Raw genomic sequence first — 23,327 nt, 5'->3', positions numbered from 1 at the left:
CATGTTCACCCGGGGTTCCTGTCGAACCTGCCTCCAGCAGGTTCGACAGTGACCCCGGGCTAAGCTATCGAACGCCGTTGGCGTAGAGATGGGATTGAATGCATGCGACTCTCCCAATGGGTGGCACGCCAAGCTGCACGACTTCCTTGCGGGAGAGTACAGAGATCGAAGCGGCAATTTGCTGAGTCATTTGAGGTGAAGTGACTGTTTAGCGCAACTTCAAAACTGACGCGTCGGGTTACCAAAAACCAATGTCTGATGCGAAAACGCAATTTCAAAACGAACGCGTCAGCGGTCGGGTTTTTGCAGGGAAACGGTGAATGGACGACGCGCGCGGGGCCGGCTGATCGAATAAACTAGGTGCGAGTACTGCCCACTCCCTTTCCTCGCACCCCACCGTTTCATGTTCTGTCGAATCCTATTTGTCGCGCTGGCGATCGTTCCCACCTTTAGCTTTGCGGCCGACGTCGAAATCACCGACGATGGCAACAAAGCGGTCGTGACCTTGGACGGTCAGCCGTTCACCGAATACCGTTACACAGGTTACGCCAAACCGATTTTGTATCCGGTCTTTGGCCCGGGACAAAAACCGATGACCCGGAACTATCCGATGGTCAAAGGCATCGACAACGAAGCGACCGATCACCCGCACCACAAGTCGATCTGGTACACCCACGACGAAGTCGGTGAGATCCGTTTCTGGATGGAAAACGGTGAAGGCAAAACGGCCAAAGATGTCGGCACCCAAGTCCAAACCTCGATCAAGATCGACGGCAACAAGATCGTCACCGAAGACGATTGGCGCAGCGCCGACGGAGAAACGGTTTGTAGTGACCAGCGGACACTGACCTTTGGCGTCATCGGCGAGGCCCGTTACATCGACTACGAGGTGACTTGGATCGCATCCTCCGGCAAAGTCATCATCGGTGATACCAAAGAGGGCACGATGGGGATTCGTACCAACCCGGCGCTGCGGTTGAAGGCTGATCCGAAGAAAGGTAACCACACCGCGGTCGGTCACTCGATCAACAGCGAGGGCGTCAAAGACGGCCAGATGTGGGGCAAACGCGCCGCGTGGGTGGATTACTGGGGCGACATCGATGGTCAAGTCACCGGGGTCGCGATCTTTGACAACCCCAGCAACCCCCGCCATCCGACTTGGTGGCACGCTCGCGACTATGGACTGGTCGCCGCCAATCCGTTCGGTGTCAATCACTTCGAAGGCAAACCCGACGGCAGTGGCGACATGACACTCGAGCCCGGCAAACCGATCACGTTTCGTTATCGATTTTTGTTTCACACCGGTGACGCAGAAACCGCTGACATCGCCGCAGCCTATCAATCGTATTGCGACCAGTAACCAGCCATGACTCTCCATCGCATCCTCGTTTCCGGCCTGGTGTGTTTCACGCTGCTTGCCTCCGGCGACGTGTTCGCCCAGCAGCAGTCTCGCCCCAACGTGTTATTCATCGCGATCGATGATTTGAATGATTGGGTGGATCTGTTCGGCGGGCACCCTCAAGCGGAAACGCCAAACCTGGATCGGTTTGCGCGGCAGGGTGCGGTGGTGTTTCAAAATGCCAGTTGTCCCGGGCCGGTCTGTGGTCCGTCGCGTTCGGCATTGCTTAGCGGTTACATGCCCCATCACAGTGGCGTGTACGGGAATGCCCAGAACATGCGTCAGAGTCCGTTGATCGCGGCCAATCCGACGTTGCCGGAGTATTTTTCCCAGCATGGTTACCGGACGATTTCGCAGGGCAAGATCTTTCATGCGCACGGGACGCCGGGCGGGATCGATCGTGGGCAATGGGCATTCCAGGACTGGTCATCGGGTGAGGGCGGTTCCAAAGTCGATCGAACGCAAGTGACCTCTCGCGACAAAAATTTGATTGCCGGAAAACCCGCTGCCCCCTCCAAGTACAACCAGTCCGGCGGCAGCGAGTTTGCATTTGGCCCCACCGTCGGTGAAGTCGACGACACGTCGGACTACAAGACCGCCGCATGGGCCGCGCAGCAACTACAGCAACCCTCTGATAGTCCCTTTTTCCTGGCCGTCGGTCTCTCCAAACCACACCTGCCGTTCTACGTGCCGCAATCGTTTTTTGATCTGTACCCGATCGAACAAATCCAACTGCCACCGATTAAGGAAGATGATCTGCAGGACATTCAAACACCCGCCGGCAAAGTCAAGTTTTCGGCAACCAACGACTACCTGTGGCTGCGTGAACAAGGCCAAATGAAACAAGCCGTTCAAGCCTACTTGGCGGCGGTCAGTTTTGCCGATGCGTGTATCGGCAAAATCCTGGAAGGATTAAATGATGGGCCGAACGCTGACAATACGATCGTTGTGATCTGGGGTGATCATGGTTGGCACTTGGGCGAAAAACTACGTTTCCGCAAAGCGACCGGCTGGCCGGAAGCGACACGTTGCCCGCTATTGATTCGCACTCCGGCGATGACCGAGCGTGCCGATTGCCAAAGCGTCGTGAACTTGATCGATCTGTACCCGACGTTGGTCGACTATTGCGGGTTGCCGGCGAAGGACGATTTGGATGGCAGCAGTCTGGTTCCACTGTTGACCGATCCCGGCGGCAAGATCCACAACTACACTACGACTATTTTTGGTTTCCAGCGTGCTGCGATCACCGATGGCCACTGGCACTACGCGCGGCATGATGATGAAACCGAAGAATTGTACGATCTGAAATCGGACCCGATGGGATGGGATAACTTGGCTGGGCAAACGGACTCGCAAATCGAGCAAACGCTACAGCGATTCCGTGAACAATTGCCCCAACAATTCGCCAAGCCGATCGATAAAACGCCGCAGGCGGTCAAAAAGCACGCCAAAGGGCTGAATCGAGATTTGAAGTGGCCTCGCAGCTTGCAGTCGATCAGCAGCGGGCAATGATTCGACCGCCAGAGGATGCGATTTGAGGTCCGCGTACAAACGGCAAACGAAACCTTTGACGCCGTGACGTGTTTCCTCAGAGAACGACCACTTTTCGATCTAATCGCTCGCACGTTCCGGGAGACGACCGGTGATTCTATTGCAAACAAGGCGTGTCGCCCGCACGCTGATGATTTTGTGCTGCCTGTGGGGCACGGGATCCAGCAGTTGGGCTGCTGATCCGGCAGCGAGAGCGTTGACTGGCGAGCAGACGAAATTTTTTGAATCCAACATTCGTCCTGTTTTGGTTCGGGAATGTTATGGATGTCATAGCAAGCAATCCGGCCAATCCAAAGGCGGACTGCGACTGGATACCCAGGCCGCAACGCTGCAAGGCGGTGACAGCGGAGCGGCGATTGTTCCCGGCGATTTAGATGCCAGTCTGCTGTACGGAGCGATCACGCACACCGATTTTGTCATGCCGCCCAAACGAAAATTAAGCGATGCGGAGATCGCAGATTTTCGAACCTGGATCTTATCCGGCGCGGCGGACCCACGGATTGTCCACCCCGTTGATTCCCCTGCGACGGCCATCGATGACCAGACGATTGAACAAGCGAAACGTTCCTTCTGGGCATATCAACCACCCCAGCGCAGCGAGCTGGCGGAGGTTGGCGATGCGTCGGATGATTGGTCGAAAACAACGATTGACCGATTCCTGAAAGCGAAACTCGATCAATCCGGACTGGCACCTGCCGATGACGCCGATGCCCCGACGGTGCTGCGGCGACTGTGTTTTGATCTGATCGGATTACCACCCACACCCGAGCAACACCGGCACTTCGCACTGGCATTTGAGCGAGATCCCGGCGAAGCAATCGCAGTGATTGTCGATCAGTTGTTGAAGCAGCCTGAATACGGCCAGCACTGGGGACGTCACTGGTTGGACGTGGTGCGTTTTGCCGAATCGACCGGACGCGAGGTCAACATGACCTATCCCCATGCCTGGCGTTACCGTGACTATGTGATCGATTCGTTCAACGCAGACAAACCGTTTGACGAATTTGTTCGCGAGCAAATCGCCGGTGACTTGTTGCCAGCAGCCGATGACAGGGAGTGGTCCGAACATTTGATCGCGACAACATTTTTGGCGATGGGAACCAAGAACGTCAACGAACAGAGCCGGGCACAATTTGCCGCGGATTTGGCCGACGAACAGATCGACACGAGCACACGCGTTTTCTTGGGCACTTCGGTCGCCTGTGCGCGCTGCCACGATCACAAATTTGATCCGATTCGCCAAAGCGATTACTACGCGATGGCAGGTATCTTTCGTAGCACCAAGACGTTCTTCGGAAATCCACCGTCGCAGTACGGCAGCTTTTCAGGCCCGCAAACACGCCAGACCAGCAGTCTGATCTTGTTGCCCGTCGCCGACGAAAATCCGATCGGCCGCAGTTACACGCAAGACGAACTGCAGCAACTGCACGAACAAATCCAGCAAAAGCGGTTGGAGCTTTCCCAGCTTCGCCGCGGTAATAACTCCACCGGCGCTGGACCGATGTCCCAACAGATGCGGATTCGGTTGAGCAACGAACTGGCCAGCCTGTCGGCGAAGTTGAGCGTCGTTGATGAACGGGGGGATCCACGCAGTTATTGTATGGGTGTGCAAGACGGTTCGGTCAGCGGCGACGCACCTCTGTTGGTTCGTGGTGAAATCGATCAACCCGCCGACCGTGTTCCTCGCGGCATTCCTGTCGTGCTTGGCCAAATCGATCCGCCATCGCCACGTTCCAGCGGACGATTGGAATTAGCCCGGTGGATCGGCAGTGAACACAACACGTTGGCGGCGCGTGTGATGGTCAATCGAATCTGGCATCACGTGTTCGGCCAAGGGATCGTGCCGACGACCGAAGACTTTGGCATGACCGGCATCGCCCCTTCGCACCCGGCTCTGCTGGACCACTTGTCGATCGAGTTTGTCGACTCGGGTTGGTCGGTCAAGGAGATCGTCCGCCAGTTGGTTTGCTCGCGGGCCTATCGTATGCAGTCAAGGATGGATCGAACCAGTCACGAAAGCGACCCCGACAATCGTTTGCTATGGCGTGCCAATGTCAAACGATTGCCGGCTGAATCTCTGCGTGACGCGATGCTGTCGGTCGCAGGAAAACTGCAAACCGAATCGCCACGCGCGTCCAAGGTGGCTCAGGCCGGATACATGCGCGTTCGTAGCGATCAGCTGGAGGATCCACGAGACCGATTCGCACGTGCGTTTGGCACGATGTTGACTTCTCGAGGTCGCTCGGGTCGGTTCCGTGCGGATCGATTGCGAGAGAGCAACGACATGTCGATCGATAGTGTTTCGGCCAACTATCGCAGCGTTTACCTGCCGGTGGTTCGAGACTTTTTGCCGCGCAGTTTGGAGGTCTTTGATTTCGCTGACCCGAGTTTGGTGACCGGCGCACGAGAGACCTCCAACACACCCAATCAAGCGTTGTACTTGATGAACAACCCACTGACTGTGCGACTCAGTGAATCGTTTGCCAAGCGGTTGATCCGCGAGTCACGAACGCAGCAGGATCGAATCGAATCCGCGTTTCAATTGGTCTATGGGCGATCGCCATCGGTTGCGGAGCAGATGGCATCACAGGAATACCTGGAGCAGTCGGGCTTGTCGCCCCTGTCGGCGTTGTCAACATTTTGCCAATCGCTGTTTGCCTCCGCCGAGTTTCGATATCTGAACTAGCAGAGCGCATGCGCGAAGCGTCCCCGAGGAACCGTTGCGATGTACACACGACGCGAATTACTGAAACACTCGTCAGCTGGTTTTGGCTATCTGGCACTTGCCGGGATGGCATCACGGTCGCAGTTGAGGGCTGCACCGATCGAGCATTCGTCGGTGACCCATCCGTTGGCCCCCAAACCGCCACACTTTCCCGCGACCGCAAAACGGGTAATCTTTCTGTGCATGCAAGGCGGCCCGTCGCATGTCGACACGTTTGACTACAAACCGGCGTTGATTGCCGATAATGGACGTCTCGGCCAGTACGGTGGTTCGCTATTGAAGTCACCGTGGGCGTTTCGTCAACGCGGCCAGAGCGGGTTATGGATTTCCGACTTGTTTCCTAATGTTGCCAAGCAAGCTGATGATCTATGTCTGATTCGTTCGATGCACTGTGACCAACCGGTACACCCCGGCGCGATGACGCAGATGCACACCGGCACGGCACAGTTTGTCCGCCCGTCGTTGGGTGCCTGGACGTTGTACGGTTTGGGCACCGACAACGAAGATCTGCCCGGATTCATTTCGCTCAGCCCACCGGCCGGAAGTTCGCGCAACTACAGCAGCGCATTCTTGCCGGCCATCTACAGCGGTGCTGACGTCGGTCGCAGTGGCAGTCGGTTCGCTCAGTTGTCGCGCTCGGCAACGACGAACAATCCGACCGTTCCCGACATCCGCAACCCCAACCTGACGCCACCACAACAACGTCGTCAATTGGATTTCATCCAAACACTCAATCGCGCCCAGTCGGTCGACGTCAACGCCGCCGCTGTCGAAGGGGTGATCGAATCGTACGAATTGGCATTTCGAATGCAGGACGCGATCCCGGAATTGATGGATTTGTCGGGCGAGGACCAGCGGACATTGGCAATGTATGGTGCCGATGCGGAACCCACGCTGACCTTTGGTCGCCAATGCTTGCTGGCGCGTCGTTTCGCCGAAGCCGGTGTTCGATTCATCGAAGTCACCCATGGCAATTGGGACCAGCACACGCGACTGACCGCTGATCACCAGGCGCGCGCCGAAGCCTGTGACCAACCGATCGCAGCCTTGTTGGCAGACCTAAAGCAACGCGACATGTTGCGTGACACGCTGGTGATTTGGGGTGGTGAGTTTGGCCGCACACCGTCGGCACAAAATGGTGACGGGCGCAACCACAACAACAAAGGCTACACGTTGTGGATGGCCGGCGGAGGCGTCAAAGGGGGCTATAGCTATGGAGCAACTGACGAACACGGATTTGCCGCAGTGGAAAATCCGTGCCACGTACACGATTGGCATGCCACGGTTCTGCATTTACTGGGGTTGGACCACGAGCGACTGACCTATCGCTACGCCGGACGGGATTTCCGGCTGACCGACGTTCACGGCAATGTCGCCCATGACATCATTGCCTGAATTCCTCGCTGTTGCGTTTTTATCGCAACCCGAAGTGTTAGCGAGGGATTTTACCGATTAACGGGATCCCTCGCTGACGCTTCGGGTTACCAAAAACCAATGCCTCACGCGAAAGCGCTGGCTTCAAAACTGACGCGTTGGGTTGATAACGCACCGTCCCCTTTTTCTCGCATGACGACCGGTTGATAGCATCCAGCGACCTGGCTGCCACTTGTCAAAACCGGTGCCTTCCGATCACACTGAACCCTGCAGCCTGTCTCGCCCGTTTTTTCATTCCACCCCGCATAGCGTCATGGACGGCATCACCGAGCCGGTTGTCTTAGTTCTCGGTCATCCGATCGCCGGCAATCCCGCCCAGTTTGCGCTTGAGCGAGCGTTTGCGTCGCTTGATTTGCAGTGGCGAGTGTTGTCCTGTGATGTTTCTCCGGATCAAGTTGCCGATGCGATTGCGGGAGCCGACGTGCTGGGGTTTCGTGGTCTGCTGCTTGACCGCAATCTGGTCGACGCCACCCCGGGCGGCGAATCACCGCGTGATTTGTATTGGCGTCTGCCCGATACACACGATGCTTGGCAAGCCGAGGATGTGTTGGCGATCTGGTTGCGGCAGATGATTCGTGATCATTTTGACGAACTGAAAAAGCCCGTCGGCCCGCTGCTGTGGATCGGTGATCCCAACCCCAGTTTTCCCTCTGAGATCGCGTCGGAACAATCGCAATCTCCGATCGCTTGGGCATCCGCCGAGTCCATCGAACATGCTGATTTGATCGCCATTTCCAAATCGATTGTTGTCGCAGAGTGGCCTGTGTGCAACGATTCGACGCTGGTGATTGATTTTGCGAATCCACCCAACGATGCGGACCAGATTCGATCGCTTGGCTACCGAGTGCTGAGTCGCGAAGAGGAACGAATTGGAGTGTTGACCGAGAGTTTTTATCGTTGGACGGGGCAGCGACCGGGGATCGACGTTCTGACCGATGCGATCGAAGAATACCTAGCGGTCTAGCACGATGACAAACTCCAATTCACGGTCCTTGGTCCGCGCCTCACGTGCGCTTTGTAAAACCGTCGATGCATTGACGTTCGCCGAACCGGTCACCCATGTCTACAACCCGCTGGCCTATGCCAGAAAACCGCACGAAGCTTACTTGGGTCAAGTCGGCGAACAGGTTTCGGTGGTGTTCTTGGGCATGAACCCGGGGCCCTGGGGGATGGCTCAAACAGGTGTCCCATTTGGTGAAATCGCGGCGGTCCGCGATTGGATGAAAATTTGTGAGCCGGTTGGCAAGCCACCGCAGGAACACCAAAAGCGTCCCGTCGAGGGATTTGAATGCAGCCGAAGCGAGGTCAGTGGACGCCGCCTATGGGGATTGTTTCAAGATCGATTTCAGACGCCCGAGGCCTTTTTTGAACATCATTTTGTTCTCAACTATTGCCCGTTGGTGTTCATGGAAGCATCAGCCCGCAATCGCACGCCCGACAAGTTGCCCGCGGCAGAACGCGAGCAACTGACCACGGCTTGTGACCAGCACCTACAGTCGGTACTGCGAACGTTGGATCCCGAACATGTGGTGGGGGTCGGAGTGTACGCCGAAAATTGTTTGCAACGATGTGTGCAGGCGATCGGATTGACCGCCAACGTTTCGCGGATTTTGCACCCCAGTCCCGCATCGCCAGCGGCCAACAAAAACTGGACCGGCAAGGTCACCGAACAATTGCAGCAGGCGGGGATTTGGCCGCAGGGCGACTGAACCTGGGGGACTGGTTTGGTTACATTAAAGGTGATCTATCCGCACACTTCCTGATGAGCTTTCATTTGTGAGCCAGACTGCCAACGAATCGACCGAATTGGTCGCCGACGCACTTCGCAACGACCCTCGGATTGCCGAAGCAAAACGTTTGATCCGTGACGCAATGCAGGATCACGGTTCGCGTCTTGAAATCCGCCCGTCCAGCGATGCGTTGCGAGCTTCATTCGCCGCATCGATTGATCGTCTGACGGCCGTTCGTGGTGGCGATCCGATTTGGCCGTATCTGTCATCTGGAATCGGACGCGGCCCCTATGTGGAACTGGCTGACGGCAGCGTCAAACTGGATTTCATCTGTGGGATCGGCGTGCATGGTGCCGGACACAGTGATCCCGGGATCGTCGACGCAGCGATCGATGCCGCTATTGAGGACACGGTGATGCAAGGCAACTTGCAACAGAATCCGGCCAGCATCGAGATAATGGAGCAATTGATTGGGCTGGCGCAGCGTCACGGGGCGTCGCTGGAGCATTGTTTGTTGTCGACCAGTGGCGCGATGGCCAACGAAAACGCACTGAAGATTGCGATGCATCATGTTTCGACAACGCAGAACACGTTGGCCGATCGCGTGATCGCGTTTGACAATGCGTTTGCCGGTCGCAGTTTGGCAATGGCCGCGCTCTCAGATCGCCCCAGTTATCGAACCGGATTGCCACTGATAATTCCCGTTGACTACCTGCCCTTTCGCGATCCTGCGGATCCTGAACAAAGCCAGCGCAAAGCGGTCGATGAACTGCACCGCTTGCTCAAACGCCATCCCGGTCGATACGCGGCGTTTTGGGCGGAACCGATTGCAGGCGAAGGGGGCTATTATCCCGGCAGCACAGAATTTTTTACCGAGTTGTGTGAACCGTTAAAACAGGCCGGAATCCCGATCATCTTTGACGAGATCCAATCCTTCTCGCGCACCAGTCGCCCTTTCGCATTTCAACATTACGGATTGGATTCGTTTGCCGACATCGTCACCGTGGGGAAAGTCACACAGGTCTGTGCGACGCTGTACAGCAGCGCGATGAAACCGACCGGACCGATCCTCAGCCAGACCTTCACCGGTTCGACTTCATCGATCGCCACCGGAATCGAAATGTTGCGACGGTTGGACCAAGCCGACTGCTTTGGTGATTCCGGGCAGAACAATCAGCGCGCCGACTACTTTGCGACTGAATTAGAGCGGTTGTCACAGAAGTATCCTGATTTGGTTCGCGGCCCGTTCGGCGAAGGAATGATGGTGGCGTTCACGCCCGGCGATGGCAGTTTTGAATTTGCCAAGAAACTGATGATGCGATTGTTCGACATCGGATTGCTGGTGTTTGTTTGCGGTGGCGGTCCAACGCGAATTCGTTTCCTGCCGCCGCCGGCGACGACGACGACCGATCACATCGACCATGCGATTGAACTGCTCGATCAAGGGTTGGCCAGTATCGGTTAACAACGGCCAAATAAAAATCACAGGCTTTAAACGATGACGGTGGACGATCTTCAAGATCTGTATAGCGAACTGCGCGGCAGTCGTTCGGCACCGCCGATCATGGACGCCAGGGCGCTCTTTCTGGAACGCCAGATGCAAGGCTCGTGGGCCAAGTTGGACGAAGCCTACACGTCCTATTGCGAAAGTCGTCAACGAATCCTTCGCCAGGACCCCGACAAACAGGTCGACGCCAAAGCCAAAGACCGTGATCAGCAAATCCGCCGTTTGAAACGCAAACAAGAGAAAGCGCAGCAGATCATCAAACGTTTCGAAGAACTGTTGCCGCAATTGAAAAAGCTGGCCGACAAGCAACAAAGCCAAGAAGCCCGAAAAGCAAAACCTGCCGAGTCCAAGGCGTCCAGGCACGTTCGTCCCGCATCAATCACGCCTGATTTTATTGGCCGGTTCAGTGAATTGATCGGCGACCGCCAACTGGATTTGGTCAGCCTTCATTTTGGCTTCAAACCACTGGCAGACATCAGCGACGTCCAATCTGATGCGGCGTATCTGTTGCGTGAAGGTGACCGTTGCCTGCTGATCGCGGCCGAAGATGGTGCCGTGTCATCATCGGAATTAGTCTGCCGTGACCTGTGCGATCGGGATGTCACCGTGTCACTCTCTCACGAGGTGATGGTCCAACTGAGTGTGGATCGCAAATTGGTATTGCTGCAACAACAGTGATTCTCAATCCGTAAACGGCGACCGCTCAAAAATGATGTCGTCGGACACGCGGGGGTCGCCGGTTCGGGTTAGTTCGTTCATCAATCGACTGTGCAACTGTTGACGCGCCGGCGCGTGCGCCGAATCATCGGCCAAATTGGTCATGCAATGCGGATCCGCTTGGATGTCATACAGTTCCAAACGAGGGCGTTTGCCAACGGCGTATTCAAACGCATCTGGATGTTCATCGCGGTGGGTCACTACCCAGGCCTTGGTCGGACTGGCGTCCAGATCGGCATAGGCGGCAAACGTCCGCTCGGTCAACTCGTTGACACTCGGTAGCACGCCGTCGGCCACCGGGTCAGCGGATGAACTGACACCTGGACCGTCGCCCATCGGCGCACGATCGGGTTCAAAATTGATGATGTACAGATACTGGTCGGTACGAATGGCACGTTGCGGATAGGGCTTGTTGCCCGCCCGTGCCTTGCCGACGTGGCGTTCACGTCCGGTGAAGACCGCGTCGCGTTGCGGGTCGACTTGACCCTGGCGATCACTTTTGAAAATCGGCAGCAAGGAATCAGCCGTCATGGCGGTCGGGATTTCCACGCCACAGGCTTGCAAGAAGGTTGGCGCCAAATCGGGTAGTGTCACGAAATCGTCGATCACTCGGCCCGGCGACTGAATTCCCGCCGGCCACTGAATCGCCAACGGAACAATTGTTCCTAAATCGTACAGATTGCATTTGCCGCGGGTGACACCGGGAATCCCGTGATCACCACTGACCACCAGAATCGTATTGTCCAGTTGGCCGACGCGGCGAAGTTCATCCAAAATCACGCCCAGCGAAGCGTCAAATGCCTGTGCTTCCCCTAGGTAGTCGGCAAAGTCTTGGCGGATGACGTCGACGTCTGGCAGATACGGCGGCAGTTTGCCTTGCAAGTCATCGGGATCGATTCCCCACAGGGTTTTTCCACTGCCGGCGATCCATTTGCGGTGACAGTTTGTCGGACCAAACCAATAACAGAACGGGGCATCCCCATCGACAGATCGATCACCATCGGCATCCAAGAACGAGCGTATGTTCTGGCGAACTTCATCCAGCAGCGCGGCTTTACCGGCGTCATGATCCGCGGCTTTCATCGCGTTCTGAGAAAAACCGTTGAACTTGCGACCGTGCTGATTGAACTCGCGTGATTTACCACCGTGTGGCGCATTGGCCGGCGATCCCGGTGACCAAACTTTATAGGTGTGGCCGATCCGGTACCCATTCTTCTCCAGAATCAACGGGTAAGCAGGGTTAGAGAAATCCCAAATCGCACCCTGCAAGATCGATCCGCGTCCGCAGCGCCAGAAGTGTTGGCCTGATAACAGGGAACTGCGGCATGGCGTGCAAGACGGCGCGCTGACAAAAGCGCGTGTGAACAACAAACCGTCATTGGCGATCGCATCAAAATGCGGCGTTTGAACCACGTCGCTTGGTGTTCCCGGTTCAAGTGCAGCGTAGGCACTCGCATAACGTCCCCAGTCATCGGCAAACGCCATCACAACGTTGGGGCGCTGGGCATGGCAAACGTTGCTACACGACAACAGCGCACAGGAGAATGCAATGAAAAGTCGATACATAGTGTGATCTCGGTGGTTCGATAAACGCAGGCGGCCCCCTAGAATAAACGATCTCCGGACCCGTTTCAGCTTTTGAATTGCCGCTTTTATCGCAACCGCAACTTCAAGAGTTTCAGCTTGGGCTGGTATAGAAAGGACATTTCCCGATGCCATGGCCAACCACTGACGGAATGCGAACGCTGCAAGGTGCTGAATGCGATTTGTTGCTGGCAGCAATCGAATCGTTGACCGAACAACAGGCCGCGGCCTTGACTGCACCGATTGATCCGGCGGTAACCGGAATTCAATGGTTTGATCAGTGGGATGTTGCACAGCGTTTGTGGCTGTTGCAGCAGGTCGGTTCCGCATTGTGTGGGCCGCAAACCATTGTGTCACCGGCTGCAATCTTTGACGCCACCGCAGACGCGATCTTTCACCACATCATCGACTCACTGCGAGAGCAGGGCGATCACCGCTGGCAAGCTCGTATCGAACGTGCCGATCAACAGATCACCGGGCACAATGAAACACCGCCGCCCGATCCGGACGACCAACCATCTTGGGTAAACAGAGTGGTTCGAATTGCCGATTTGATTTTAGGCGTGCGTTTGTATCAACGGGCTGAATCATTTCGCGATGCAGAATTCCAGCGCACGCTACGGTTTCTACATGAACGTGGTCTACCACCAGACTATTTGTCGCGGATTCCGCCACTCTGTTCCACCGCCGATGCCGAGCAGGCGATTCAATGCATTCGATCACTGCGGCGGTGATTTTAAGACCGCATCAAGTGCTGTTTGCGTGATCGCGGTTCCATCGTGCTCAATGGATTGCAGGAACGGGAGTTCTTTCAGGTCGCGAACGCCCTTGTCTGTCACGTTTGTGTTCTCAAGTCCAATCCCGGTCAGCAGTCGATTGCGTGTTAACCAGTGCAGGTCTTCGTCTCGCACGCTGGTGCCGGCAAGTTGGACTTGTTGCAGATTGGGAAGCCCTTGAAGCAATGATAACCAGCGTGGATCAAACGCGTCGGGCGGAAATTCCACTGCAAAAATCGGTTGATCCGATCGTGCTTTGACCATTCGCACCCCGCGTCGAGCGAGCTCGAAAGTGGACCGGCGCTCATCAATTCCGATCCCGGCAACCGCCGGCGTCAGAGGTGCCTGTTGTCCCGGCAGATGTGATTGTGGCAGCAGAAAGGTGTCGATGTCGATCGGTTGAGCATGCCGGTTGTCGTCGAGTACCAGGAACTGATCATCCATCATTCGCCGTGGATCCGCGATGTGCAATTTGTCACCGGGTGCTGCGCTCCGCTCGAAATACTGGCGAAACAACCGTTGCTCACTGGGAAAGGGCACCGCCAGTTCACCCCAGCCGTTGATCGGAACAATGCCGTTGCGCGTGGTGATCTGCGCGCTCGGCAACCAGTCGGAATACAGTACGCCGGCAAAACCGTGGTCCACACATCCGAGATAGAACCCCAGGGGATACACCAAGCAGACCGCAGCGATCAACCGCTGCGCCGTTTTGCTGACCGGTGTTTCGTTGGCATGCCACAACACCCACGAGCCGACGGCAGCCATACACAGGTTCCATGGAATCACACTTTCATTCCAATCGATCAGCAACAAGAACAACACGATCCCCAGATGAATCGGCACGCACAGAATCGCTGCCCAGCGGGGGCGAAAACAGGCGGCCAGACCCGCCAACAACTCGGCCGTTGCGACACTGATCGCAAACGGTATGTACCACGTGTCCGCGTCCAGTCCGGTTCGCTGGAGCAACCAGTGTGATGCAAATCCCATCCAATCCGGCGACAGGAATTTGTGCAGTCCCGCCCACAACCAAGTGGATACGATCAACCACCGCGTCAGCACTGTCAGTCGCGGCAGAGCGCACACCGACATCAGCAGCGCGATCAAAAAGAACTGGGGTTGCAGACGATATTGATCGCTGACGGCCGCTGCAACCAAAACAATCCAGTGGAACACGATGCCCTGGGTCGGGAAAGCGATCACCACAATCGCACTCAGCAGCATCAACCAACCGAAAGAGAATTGCGGCAGATCGATCAGCGGTAGATGTGGTACCGCGTCGCGCACGTTCCACAACGGCCAAGTGATCCACACGGTCCAGATCTGGCAGACGACTGCGAACCACAACAGGCCAGAACGGACCGTGAAACTCATGTGGTCACGCGGTGGCCATCCCACCAGGCATCGTTACGGTTCCAAACCTCCTCGGGAATTTCTTCCTGGATCGGTTGTTCATCGTCCCACTCTTCACTGATCACCCGGTGGGCTGCATTGAGTGTTTCGGCCGCGCGTTCTTCGGTGCTGATTCGCCCATCGGCAGGCTCGCGTTCGTACCAAGCCCATCCGATTGCCGGCCGTGCGGTGCGTGGCGGTTCGACAGATTCCGGTTCCTCGTCCAGATAGACCGTCTCCACGCGCCGACGTGGTTTGGGCTTAGGTTGGGGCGGTGGCTGTGGCGGACGCGTTTTCTCCACCACGACCACCTGCGGTTCGGGTTCCGGCGCTGGCGGTGCTACCGGTTCGGGCTGTTTTTCGATCACGACGACCTGCGGCAACGGGTGCACGATGGGAGCCGCTGCGACCGGTTCTTCGACCACCTCTTCTTCCTCAACCACTTCTTCATATTCCGGTTCGTCGTAGACCTGTTCTTCTTCCTCGACGTATTCCTGTTCGTATTCGGGCTCCGGTTCCAACTCGATTGCCGGCGGCGACAGAATCGTCGCCCGCCCCGGTGCACCCTGTGGCGGCAGTTGACGGACTTCGACGTCAATCGAATGGAAAATTTCCGCGATATGGTCGTGGCAGGTGAACATCAATACCTGATGCCCCAGTTCGGCGAACGTCCGCAACGTCCGGGCGGCATGCAACGCGCGATCGCCGTCAAAATTGACCAGCACATCGTCCAACACCAGCGGCAACATCACACCACGGCGGGCATAGGCGGCGGCCAGCGACAATCGCAATGCGATGAAGACGGCTTCGCGCGTCCCGCGGCTGAGGACTTCCAATGGCAATGGTTTGTCATCGTGGGTGTCAATTTTTAGTTGATTCGTTCCCAGCGGCGTCCAAATCCGTGTGTACTTGCCGTCAGTCAATTGTGACAGGAACGACGATGCCTCGCGCAACGTTTCCGGCTGGCGTTCACGTTCGAATTTGCCACACACTTCTTCCACCAAACAACTGGCTGCGGCCAACGTTTGCCAGCGCGCGGCGACGGTTTCGATTTTCCGATTCACGCATCCCAGTTCTAACTGGGCGAACATCAACCGATTGTCTTCGGCCAAGTGTTTCATGTCGGCTGCGGATTCACCGATCTGCGTTTGCAGTGTCGAAATCCGCTGGTGTGTTTCGGTGGTACGTGCGGTCAGCATATCCCAGCGTCGTTCCAGATCAGCCTGTGTTGCTCCCTCGATCTCTTGGGCGATGTCGTCGTAGTTCAACCCTTTGGCGATCATCGAACGGATCTGTTTGTCGACCGCCGCCTGTTCAGCACGCAGTTCGAGCAAGCTGGCTTTGCTATCGACCATCTGATAGAACTGTTCGGGCGTTGCGACCCCGCATTTGGCCCATAACGCTCGGCGTTGTTGTTCGCCGCGTTCGATCGCACGCGCATGCGAAGCGTGGTGGCGTTTCAGTTGGGCATCCTGATCTTTCAGATCACGGCGACGTTTGATCCAGTGTTGTTGGCGGCCGACTTCTTCTTGAAGATGATTCAGTTGTTCCAATGGCCCGATACGACTGGGGCGGCGGACGGCCGCGGTGGAGTTCGCGTCACCCTTTTTGGCCTGCGAAGAATGATCGGAATCCGGCATGCCCGACTCTGCCGCGGCACGCTGTTGGTCGGCTTCGCTGATCTCCAGTGATTCGGTGTACAACGCTTCGATTCGCTTCGCCAAACTTTGGCGTTCACGTTCCCGTTGGTCTTTCTCCGCTTGCAATTCTTCCAATCGACGCAAACTGCCCTGCAAGGTCTCGTAGCCTTCGCTCAGCTTGCGAACACTGCGTGGCGACATCGAATCGGCCAGCCCGAGTTTTTTCAGCGTGTTCGACCATTCTTTCCGCGCCGCTTTGAGCGACTCGGCCGACTTGACCGCTTTTCCGCGTGCCGATTCGTACGACTGTTTGGCGGCAGCGTGTGAATGATAGGACGGGACCGCGGCTTCTAAATCAGCCAACAACAACTCGGCCTGACGAACTTGGAATTCCAACGGCTGGTTGCTGCTGGGAAGATGAGATTGCACATCGTTTTGCTCGGCTTCCAGTTCGCGAATCTGTTTTCGCAGCGTGTCGATTTGGCGGTCGCAATCATCACGGTCATGAGCCGTTGAACGCTGGCCGTTTTGTTTGCTTAGGAAATACACCGCCAACGACATCGCGCCAAAGACCAGCCAGATGATGCCGGCGGTCGGCGTGGCGTCACCCGATAGAAACCAGGTGATCCCCAACAAGTGCGAGAACGCAACGATCAAACAGCACCCGCCCAACACAAAGGGCAATCCCATCAACAGCAAACTGTCGATCGGCAACACTTCGGCGGTCGAAAGATCCACCGACTCGTTTTCCAACGAACGATAGTGCCGTTTCAGTTTGTCAATGTGCTCGCTTAATTGCAGCGCCCTGCGCAGCGAAGCCAAGTTCTCGTTTTCTTCGCGAATCGCTTGTTGCAAATCGGCAGAACGAGTCCGCTGTAGCACTTCATTGAGTTCTTCATCAAAGTGCTCGACACGCTTCTTGTGCTCAACGCCTTCGGAGCGTGATTGTTTTAGCAAGAACAGGTGTTCTTTGACGCGTTTGGCCGGCCCTGCGAGCGCCGCTAGGGTTTGCCGCGACAGATCCGGCATCTGCGAGGAATCGCCGTCCAACAACGCCTGGCGGTCTTCGTCGCTCAATCCCAATCGTTCGGCGTCGGCCAGCAGTTGGCTGCGCGCTTTGGAAATCTGGGCGTCGACTTTTTCGATTTGATCCTGCAGGGCTTCGACCCAAGTCGCTTGCTCGGTCGCCGCTTCAATGCGACCTTGCAGTTCCAACATCTGGGCGCTCACTGGCAGCTGGGCTGCTTTCTCGCGCAGGGCACGACGTTTGCCTTTGACCTCTTCCAGTTTCGCACGTCGGTCTTCGATCATCGCATCGATCTGCACCAGTTGTCCAGGCGCTTCATCGGGTAAATGCGTTTCGGCTTCGATGGCTTTGATCTCGGCCTGCATGCGCGCCCGCTCGGTCCACTGATCGAAAACACTGACGGCGACTTCGACGTTGCGTGTTTCACGCTCCCAGGTGGTGATGCGTTCGCCCAGATCGTCGATCTCCTGCTGCTGGGTTTGGCGTAAACTGGCCAGTTCGCTCCAACGCCGGCTCTGTCCGGTCAGCTTTTGCACTTCGTCGCGCAATTGTTCACGGCGACGAAGCAATGATTCCAGTTTGTCGGCATCGGTCTTGGCCATCCGCGACGACTGGCCGATCAATGATTTGCGACCGTCACGCAGCGAGCGGATCACATCGACTAGGGAAACACGGTCCAGACCACTGGACAGCTTGTACAACTCGTCGGCCGCTGCGGTGTCGTCCAACGTATTGAGTTCTTGCAGTTCGCGCATGCCGATCGCGAACACATTGGTGAAAATCGGTTCGTCGATTTGTCCCAGCAGCATGCTCAATCGGTGCTGGCCTTGAGCCAACCCGTCTTGCCCGGCCACCGACAACTGGCCCATCACACTGTCGTCGGTCATCTTGGCGTGACGGCGGATTTGATAGCCGCCGCCCGGTCCGGTGACGCGCACCGCACCACCTGGCGTGCCGCCGTAGATCGGTGGCAGATACTTTTCACGACGCTCGGCAGTGAAGCCGTACAGCATCGAACGCAGAAACTGCATCACGGTCGTCTTGCCGGCTTCATTGGGGCCGTAAAACAACGTCATTCCGTCGGGCAACGAATCGACGCTCAATCCGGTCCAGACGCCGAAGCCGTCGATGTTTAGATCTTTGACTTTCATGATTGCTTCACCCAATTTGGCTTTCCACCGCGGAGCAATTCAACGCCCAACAGTGTCGCCTGGTCCAGAGTTTCAGTCTTACGCGTTTGCGGGATCTCAGCCAACAACGTCGTCACGCTATGAGGCAATCCCGGATGTTCTTCCGTCATCGGAAGCAAATTGATCCGCTCGCCGTCGGCTTTGCGGTGGTCGGCGGCGATCCGCAGATAGTCGCCCAGAATCGTGTCTTCATCATGCCACGATTTGGGATATTTTTGCGGTGGGCGAATTCGCAAACTGGTCGACCAGGCCGCCGGCGCCCCATGGCCATATTCACGGCGCGCCCAATCCAATAATTCTTCGCCGTCACCGATCGCGGTTAACGATTCTCCATCGTCGGCAGTGATATCCCATCCGATGATCAAATGGCGTCCGCCGGCATCGTGCTGAAGTCGCACGATCCGTTCGCCGATCAAATTTTGAATGCTGCCGACCGAGGCGATGTCGGCCGCGTTGAGTCGTACGCTGCAATAGCGGAACAGATCACAAGGCGTTTCATGAACGCGAATGTTCCGTTCGGCATCGACATCAATGATCGAATATCCGTGGCCACCGGTTTCATTTAAATCTCGTCCTTGTGGCGTTCCACAATACACCGCGGCGATCTGGCCATCGTTTTCCAGTTCCAGGCGATTGTGTTTTCCACCCAGGCACCAAAAATCAAAGCGGGCTTCATCCAAGGTTTCCAACGTCGCCGATCCATAGCCGACACCGATCGTGAACTCATCACTAGATTCGGATTCAAACCCTGGCACATGCAGTGACGAACGGCCATCACTGCTGCGGCCGACCAGCCGACAAATTGTGCGGCCGCCACGGATCACATCGACCGTTGACGAGCGGTCTTTGGAAAACAACGTGACGTTGGATGGCATCGCTGCCGCCTCGGGCCACTTCTGTGGATCGTCAACGTTGCCCGCCGCCCAATAAACCGGTTTGTTCGCTTGATGCAGTTTTTCAAATCCATCCAGCAATAGGTTCATGCCGTAGGGGCCGGCCGACTGTGGATGCAGCAAGTCGCCCGACAACAACAAAAAGTCGATGTTGTTTGAGAGCGCCGCTTCAAACACGGCGTTGACGGCATCATGCGGTGCGGTCGCCATCTGGTCGCGCAGTGGCGGAGCCAGTTCATCCAGATCTCCGAGTGGTTTTTCCAAATGAAAATCACTCGCATGGATGAATCGAAATGATTCGCCCGGCATCGGTTCCCTCCGTTAATGCTCTGTCGTTCTCGAGCCCAAATCTGACTGCAGCACAGCGCTTTCGTAGCCCTGATTTCACTCAGTCATCACGTCCCTGTCACGGCCCAGTGAGGCAACAAATCCACCACCCTCGGCCGCGCGGCCCTGCGAGTTTAGCGAAAGTTCAGAAAAATCACCAAGCCAGTTTTTCAAATGCGGGCGCGAACACCGTGAAACATTTCAAAGAGTGGAATGCTAGCAAACCAGATCATGCCATGCAGATCGCGTTCGCAGCTAGTGCTCCGTCCAGATTTAGATTTCGGGTCAACATTTCGTGGCGTAAGCTTCCAGCTTGCGATTGGCCCGGTGTGGTGATGGCAAGCTGGAAGCTTACCCCACTTTCAAAAGTGGACGAAGCACTGGGTTGTTCTACGCCCTTGGCGTGAAGAGACCCCAACCAGAGTCAAAACCTTCGATCGGTCGGGTGGTCACGGCGGCCGGGGATAGCCTGCCAGAAACGACTATTATTCCCCGCACCATCGCTTTTTCAGCGTTGCCGCGTCGCCATCCAAGCGGCGTATTCAGTGACGGTGATGATTCCGTCACGATTCGCGTCGGCTGCGACCGGAGACATCAGCATCGCCGAGTATTCCGATTCATCCAGTTTGCCATCGCGATTGCCGTCATAGCGCTGGAAGATCCGCTCGGCGTAGTGAATCAATTTGTCGTCTCGATCTTCCGCCGCCAGCCTCCGCTTCTCTTCCATCGTCCCGTTGCGTCGTTTGTAATCGCTGACGCGCCGGATCAATCGATCGATCTCGAACAGTGCCTGAGTGGCGGTTTCCGCTGGTTGTGATTTGGCAAACTGCATCAACAGCGGCAACATGTCTTCGCTGGATTCTCCCACGATCGACAGCAACGCCAACAGCTTGGGCTGGAAATCCCCTTCACTCATTCGCTGCTTGACCAGTTCGCTGGTTTGATTTGGAAACCGACCCAGGTGATGACTCAGCTCCCGAGCGAGTCGAGCGTCCTGCTTGCCACTGCATCGCAGGTAACAGCGAAACAGAATCTCAACTTGGTCGGCAGGTTTGAGTGTCGTGGCCGGCAATAATTCCAACGCGCGGCTGATTCGATCAATGTCCCACTGGTCGGGCTTGGCGGCCGTCTCGATCACCTGCCGGACCGGTTGATTGAACCGCTCGTCGACAAACTTTCGCTGGGTCACCAACCGAATCAGACTTATTTGATTGGGGTCAGAAAAATCCGCCGCGCGAGAACAGACAAACTCGCGAAATTCCTCTTGGACCTCACTCAACACCGAACTGGGATTCGCATCCTGCTCGGTCGATTCGGTCGATTCGGTCGAAGAATCGGACTGCGCCAGAGCGACTTGGCCGCAGAGCATGACCCAAGTGAGTGCAGCTAAAATGTGTTTTCGCGACATGACTTCCGACCTCTTTGGTTTGAATCTCGTTCCCAGAAAGTCTAACCCCATTGCATCGACAATGTTTCGAGGGCAAGGGGATCGATGCCGCCGCACTGCCCGTTGCAGACGACTTCGCGTCAAAAACGCGAACGAGTGAAGTGAGCGGGGCACAGTCATTACTGCGCAGTAGGCACACCTGAGGCATCCACGAGCGGCGGTTCTTCAACACCCTGCATCGCTTGATCGATGACCGATTGCAATTTCCGCCGCGCTTCCAGATCTGCTTGGTCGGGCTGTTCCACCAGCGTTTCATGCAACGGCGGATCACCGATCCGAAACAAACGACCGTCACGAAATAGCTTGTGAGTCTTGTTGAGTGCAAACACATAGCGTTGGAAACGTTCCTTGTCCCAGCCTGGTCTGGGGTCATACCAAAAAAACGCCGCGTCGCGGCGGGGTCCATCCTGACCGCGCAGTTGAGACACAAAACTGATTCCATCGAGGTGTTTGCCGGAGGCCTTCTTGGCACCGGCCAATTCCAACAGTGTCGGATAGAAATCAGATGCTTCGACGATTCCGTCTGCGATCGAGGGACTGAAGCGACTGGGGCAATGTACGATCAACGGCACGTGAATGCCGGTTTGCCAGGGCATTGCTTTACCGCCGCCGATCGTGCGACCGTCCTGCATTTTCGAAGACACTTCCAGGTGAGTTCCGTTATCGCTGTAGAAGATGACGATCGTGTTCTCGGCTAATTTTCGCTGGCGTAACCCGCGCATCAAATTGCCGACCGCGGTGTCCATGTACTCGATCATGTCGGTGGCGAATCGCAGATCGGTTTCTTGTGGTTTGCTAGGATCCCAATCCTTGGAGCGTGGCGTGGGTTGAAACGGCCAGTGCGGAAGCGCCATCGGATAGTAAACAAACCGTGGTTTGTCGGATGGCTGATCCATGAACGCCAAAATCTTTTCGACCCAAACGTCTTCTCCGTAGCGACCGTCATAGGTCCTCAGTGTGCCTTCGCTGCCGCGAGATCCCTCCAGCATGGTCGGGTTGGCATAGCGTGACTGTTTGTCTTCGGTGTGCAGGGCATGGTAGAGCGCATACTGATCGAACCCGGCGTCTTTGGGGTGCATTCCGGTGCCCCGTCGGGCTGCCGCACCGGGGTAGTCCGGCGGATCATACGATTGCAATTGCCATTTGCCAAAGATCCCGGTTCGATAGCCGGCGTCGGTCATGGCGTGCCCAAAGGTTCGCTCGCCGGGCTTGAGGATGCCGAAGTACGTCCAATTACGATGATTGTCTTTGCCCGTCATCAGTTCGACGCGTGTCGGCGTGCACAGCGGTTGCGAATAGGCGTGGGTAAAACGCACGCCGTCGGCGGCCATTTCATCCAAATTTGGCGTGGCATAAGAAACACCGCCGTAGCACCCCAAGCCTTCGATCCCAACATCATCCGCCATGATCAAAATGATGTCTGGTTGCTCAGCGGCGGTCGGTGGATTTTCAGGTTGGGCACGAGCCGGCAAAGCCAGGATCAACCCTGTGATCAACGACAGGCAAACAGCAGAACACCAACGAAATCTCATTTGACTCTCAACAACAAGGCAGCAACTGGGCAGGCACGATACGACCGCAGCCCACCATCATAACCGTTGGCCCGAGCCACACACTGTTGGAATTCAACCTTTAGGTTGTCGGGCAGTGGTGGCCAGCGGCTCGGACGTCCATCCCAATAAAACGGCCTAGCGTTAGCTGTGTGAGAAAGGCTGACCTAGATTCCCACCATGAAAAAATACGGCAGCAGAAATAGGACCACGATAAATCCGACAACCATGGAGACGAAAATCGTCACGATGATTCGACCTGCGTTGTTCGAAACGGCCGGTCTGGTTTCACCATCGTCGGCAGTTGGCTTGTAGGGATTGGGCTTGCTCATCGGATGATCCTAGACACATTCGGTACGACTACGTGGTAGCCGAATTCAGTCGCTTGCGCGTTGAAGTCGCATTTTGAAGATCAACGCCTGGGGCTGACGCCCAATA

Annotated in this window: 16 protein-coding genes; 9 read left to right on the top strand and 7 right to left on the bottom strand. The window is 56.3% G+C overall.

The annotated features are described in order from the left end of the window. Positions 1 to 403 precede the first annotated feature (403 nt). The 8 genes from NHH03_RS20345 to NHH03_RS20310 all read left to right on the top strand — a co-directional run bounded on the left by NHH03_RS20345 (position 404) and on the right by NHH03_RS20310 (position 11,024). Entirely contained in the window at positions 404 to 1,360 is a 957-nt protein-coding gene (locus tag NHH03_RS20345) for a DUF6807 domain-containing protein (RefSeq protein ID WP_253159078.1), read from the top strand. A gap of 6 nt (positions 1,361 to 1,366) precedes the next feature. Continuing rightward, positions 1,367 to 2,911: a sulfatase gene (locus NHH03_RS20340; RefSeq protein WP_253159076.1), complete on the top strand. Its 1,545-nt coding sequence runs from the start codon at positions 1,367 to 1,369 to the stop codon at positions 2,909 to 2,911. A gap of 130 nt (positions 2,912 to 3,041) precedes the next feature. Next, positions 3,042 to 5,636, top strand: coding sequence for a PSD1 and planctomycete cytochrome C domain-containing protein (locus NHH03_RS20335; protein ID WP_253159074.1), 2,595 nt, complete (start codon positions 3,042 to 3,044; stop codon positions 5,634 to 5,636). 39 nt (positions 5,637 to 5,675) lie between these two features. After that, the gene (locus NHH03_RS20330) at positions 5,676 to 7,070 is read left to right on the top strand and encodes a DUF1501 domain-containing protein (RefSeq protein WP_253159072.1); all 1,395 of its coding nucleotides are present in this window, start codon (positions 5,676 to 5,678) and stop codon (positions 7,068 to 7,070) included. 292 nt (positions 7,071 to 7,362) lie between these two features. Next, entirely contained in the window at positions 7,363 to 8,073 is a 711-nt protein-coding gene (locus NHH03_RS20325) for a hypothetical protein (protein ID WP_253159071.1), read from the top strand. A gap of 4 nt (positions 8,074 to 8,077) precedes the next feature. After that, complete coding sequence (locus NHH03_RS20320) at positions 8,078 to 8,818, top strand: uracil-DNA glycosylase family protein (RefSeq protein WP_253159069.1); 741 nt, start codon at positions 8,078 to 8,080, stop codon at positions 8,816 to 8,818. A 67-nt stretch (positions 8,819 to 8,885) separates the two neighbouring features. After that, positions 8,886 to 10,304, top strand: coding sequence for an aminotransferase class III-fold pyridoxal phosphate-dependent enzyme (locus NHH03_RS20315; RefSeq protein WP_253159068.1), 1,419 nt, complete (start codon positions 8,886 to 8,888; stop codon positions 10,302 to 10,304). A 39-nt stretch (positions 10,305 to 10,343) separates the two neighbouring features. Beyond that, positions 10,344 to 11,024: a hypothetical protein gene (locus tag NHH03_RS20310; protein WP_253159067.1), complete on the top strand. Its 681-nt coding sequence runs from the start codon at positions 10,344 to 10,346 to the stop codon at positions 11,022 to 11,024. A 3-nt stretch (positions 11,025 to 11,027) separates the two neighbouring features. Here the strand turns inward: NHH03_RS20310 and NHH03_RS20305 are convergent, their stop codons facing one another. Next, entirely contained in the window at positions 11,028 to 12,629 is a 1,602-nt protein-coding gene (locus NHH03_RS20305; protein WP_253159066.1) for a sulfatase family protein, read from the bottom strand. 146 nt (positions 12,630 to 12,775) lie between these two features. Here NHH03_RS20305 and NHH03_RS20300 point away from each other — a divergent pair, with 146 nt between their 5' ends. Beyond that, a complete protein-coding gene (locus tag NHH03_RS20300; protein WP_253159065.1) occupies positions 12,776 to 13,381 on the top strand; it encodes a hypothetical protein in 606 nt (201 codons plus the stop codon). Here NHH03_RS20300 and NHH03_RS20295 read toward each other — a convergent pair. The 6 genes from NHH03_RS20295 to NHH03_RS20270 form a co-directional block, all read right to left on the bottom strand. Next, positions 13,367 to 14,797 carry a hypothetical protein gene (locus NHH03_RS20295; protein ID WP_253159063.1) on the bottom strand — a complete coding sequence of 477 codons (1,431 nt, stop codon included), beginning with the start codon at positions 14,795 to 14,797 and terminating at the stop codon, positions 13,367 to 13,369. The two genes, NHH03_RS20300 and NHH03_RS20295, sit on opposite strands and share 15 nt — an antisense overlap. Beyond that, complete coding sequence (locus NHH03_RS20290; RefSeq protein ID WP_253159061.1) at positions 14,794 to 18,633, bottom strand: AAA family ATPase; 3,840 nt, start codon at positions 18,631 to 18,633, stop codon at positions 14,794 to 14,796. Before NHH03_RS20290 ends, NHH03_RS20295 begins: the two co-directional genes overlap by 4 nt. Beyond that, on the bottom strand, positions 18,630 to 19,874 hold the full coding sequence (locus NHH03_RS20285; RefSeq protein ID WP_253159059.1) for a metallophosphoesterase family protein: 1,245 nt from the start codon (positions 19,872 to 19,874) through the stop codon (positions 18,630 to 18,632). The genes NHH03_RS20290 and NHH03_RS20285 overlap by 4 nt, the downstream gene beginning before the upstream one ends. Positions 19,875 to 20,400: 526 nt before the next feature. Then, the gene (locus tag NHH03_RS20280; RefSeq protein WP_253159057.1) at positions 20,401 to 21,300 is read right to left on the bottom strand and encodes a hypothetical protein; all 900 of its coding nucleotides are present in this window, start codon (positions 21,298 to 21,300) and stop codon (positions 20,401 to 20,403) included. Positions 21,301 to 21,458: 158 nt separating this feature from the next. Further along, positions 21,459 to 22,871 (bottom strand): sulfatase-like hydrolase/transferase, encoded by a 1,413-nt coding sequence (locus NHH03_RS20275; protein ID WP_253159055.1) that lies wholly within the window; start codon positions 22,869 to 22,871, stop codon positions 21,459 to 21,461. Positions 22,872 to 23,056: 185 nt separating this feature from the next. Continuing rightward, positions 23,057 to 23,221, bottom strand: a complete 165-nt coding sequence (locus tag NHH03_RS20270) for a hypothetical protein (RefSeq protein WP_253159053.1) — start codon at positions 23,219 to 23,221, stop codon at positions 23,057 to 23,059. Between the last annotated feature and the right edge of the window lie 106 nt (positions 23,222 to 23,327).

Source organism: Stieleria tagensis, from assembly GCF_024129865.1.
In the GTDB taxonomy this organism is placed as follows: Bacteria; Planctomycetota; Planctomycetia; order Pirellulales; family Pirellulaceae; genus Stieleria; species Stieleria tagensis.
Note: the sequence above shows the minus strand (reverse complement) of the source record. Positions and strands in the feature narration are given on the sequence as shown.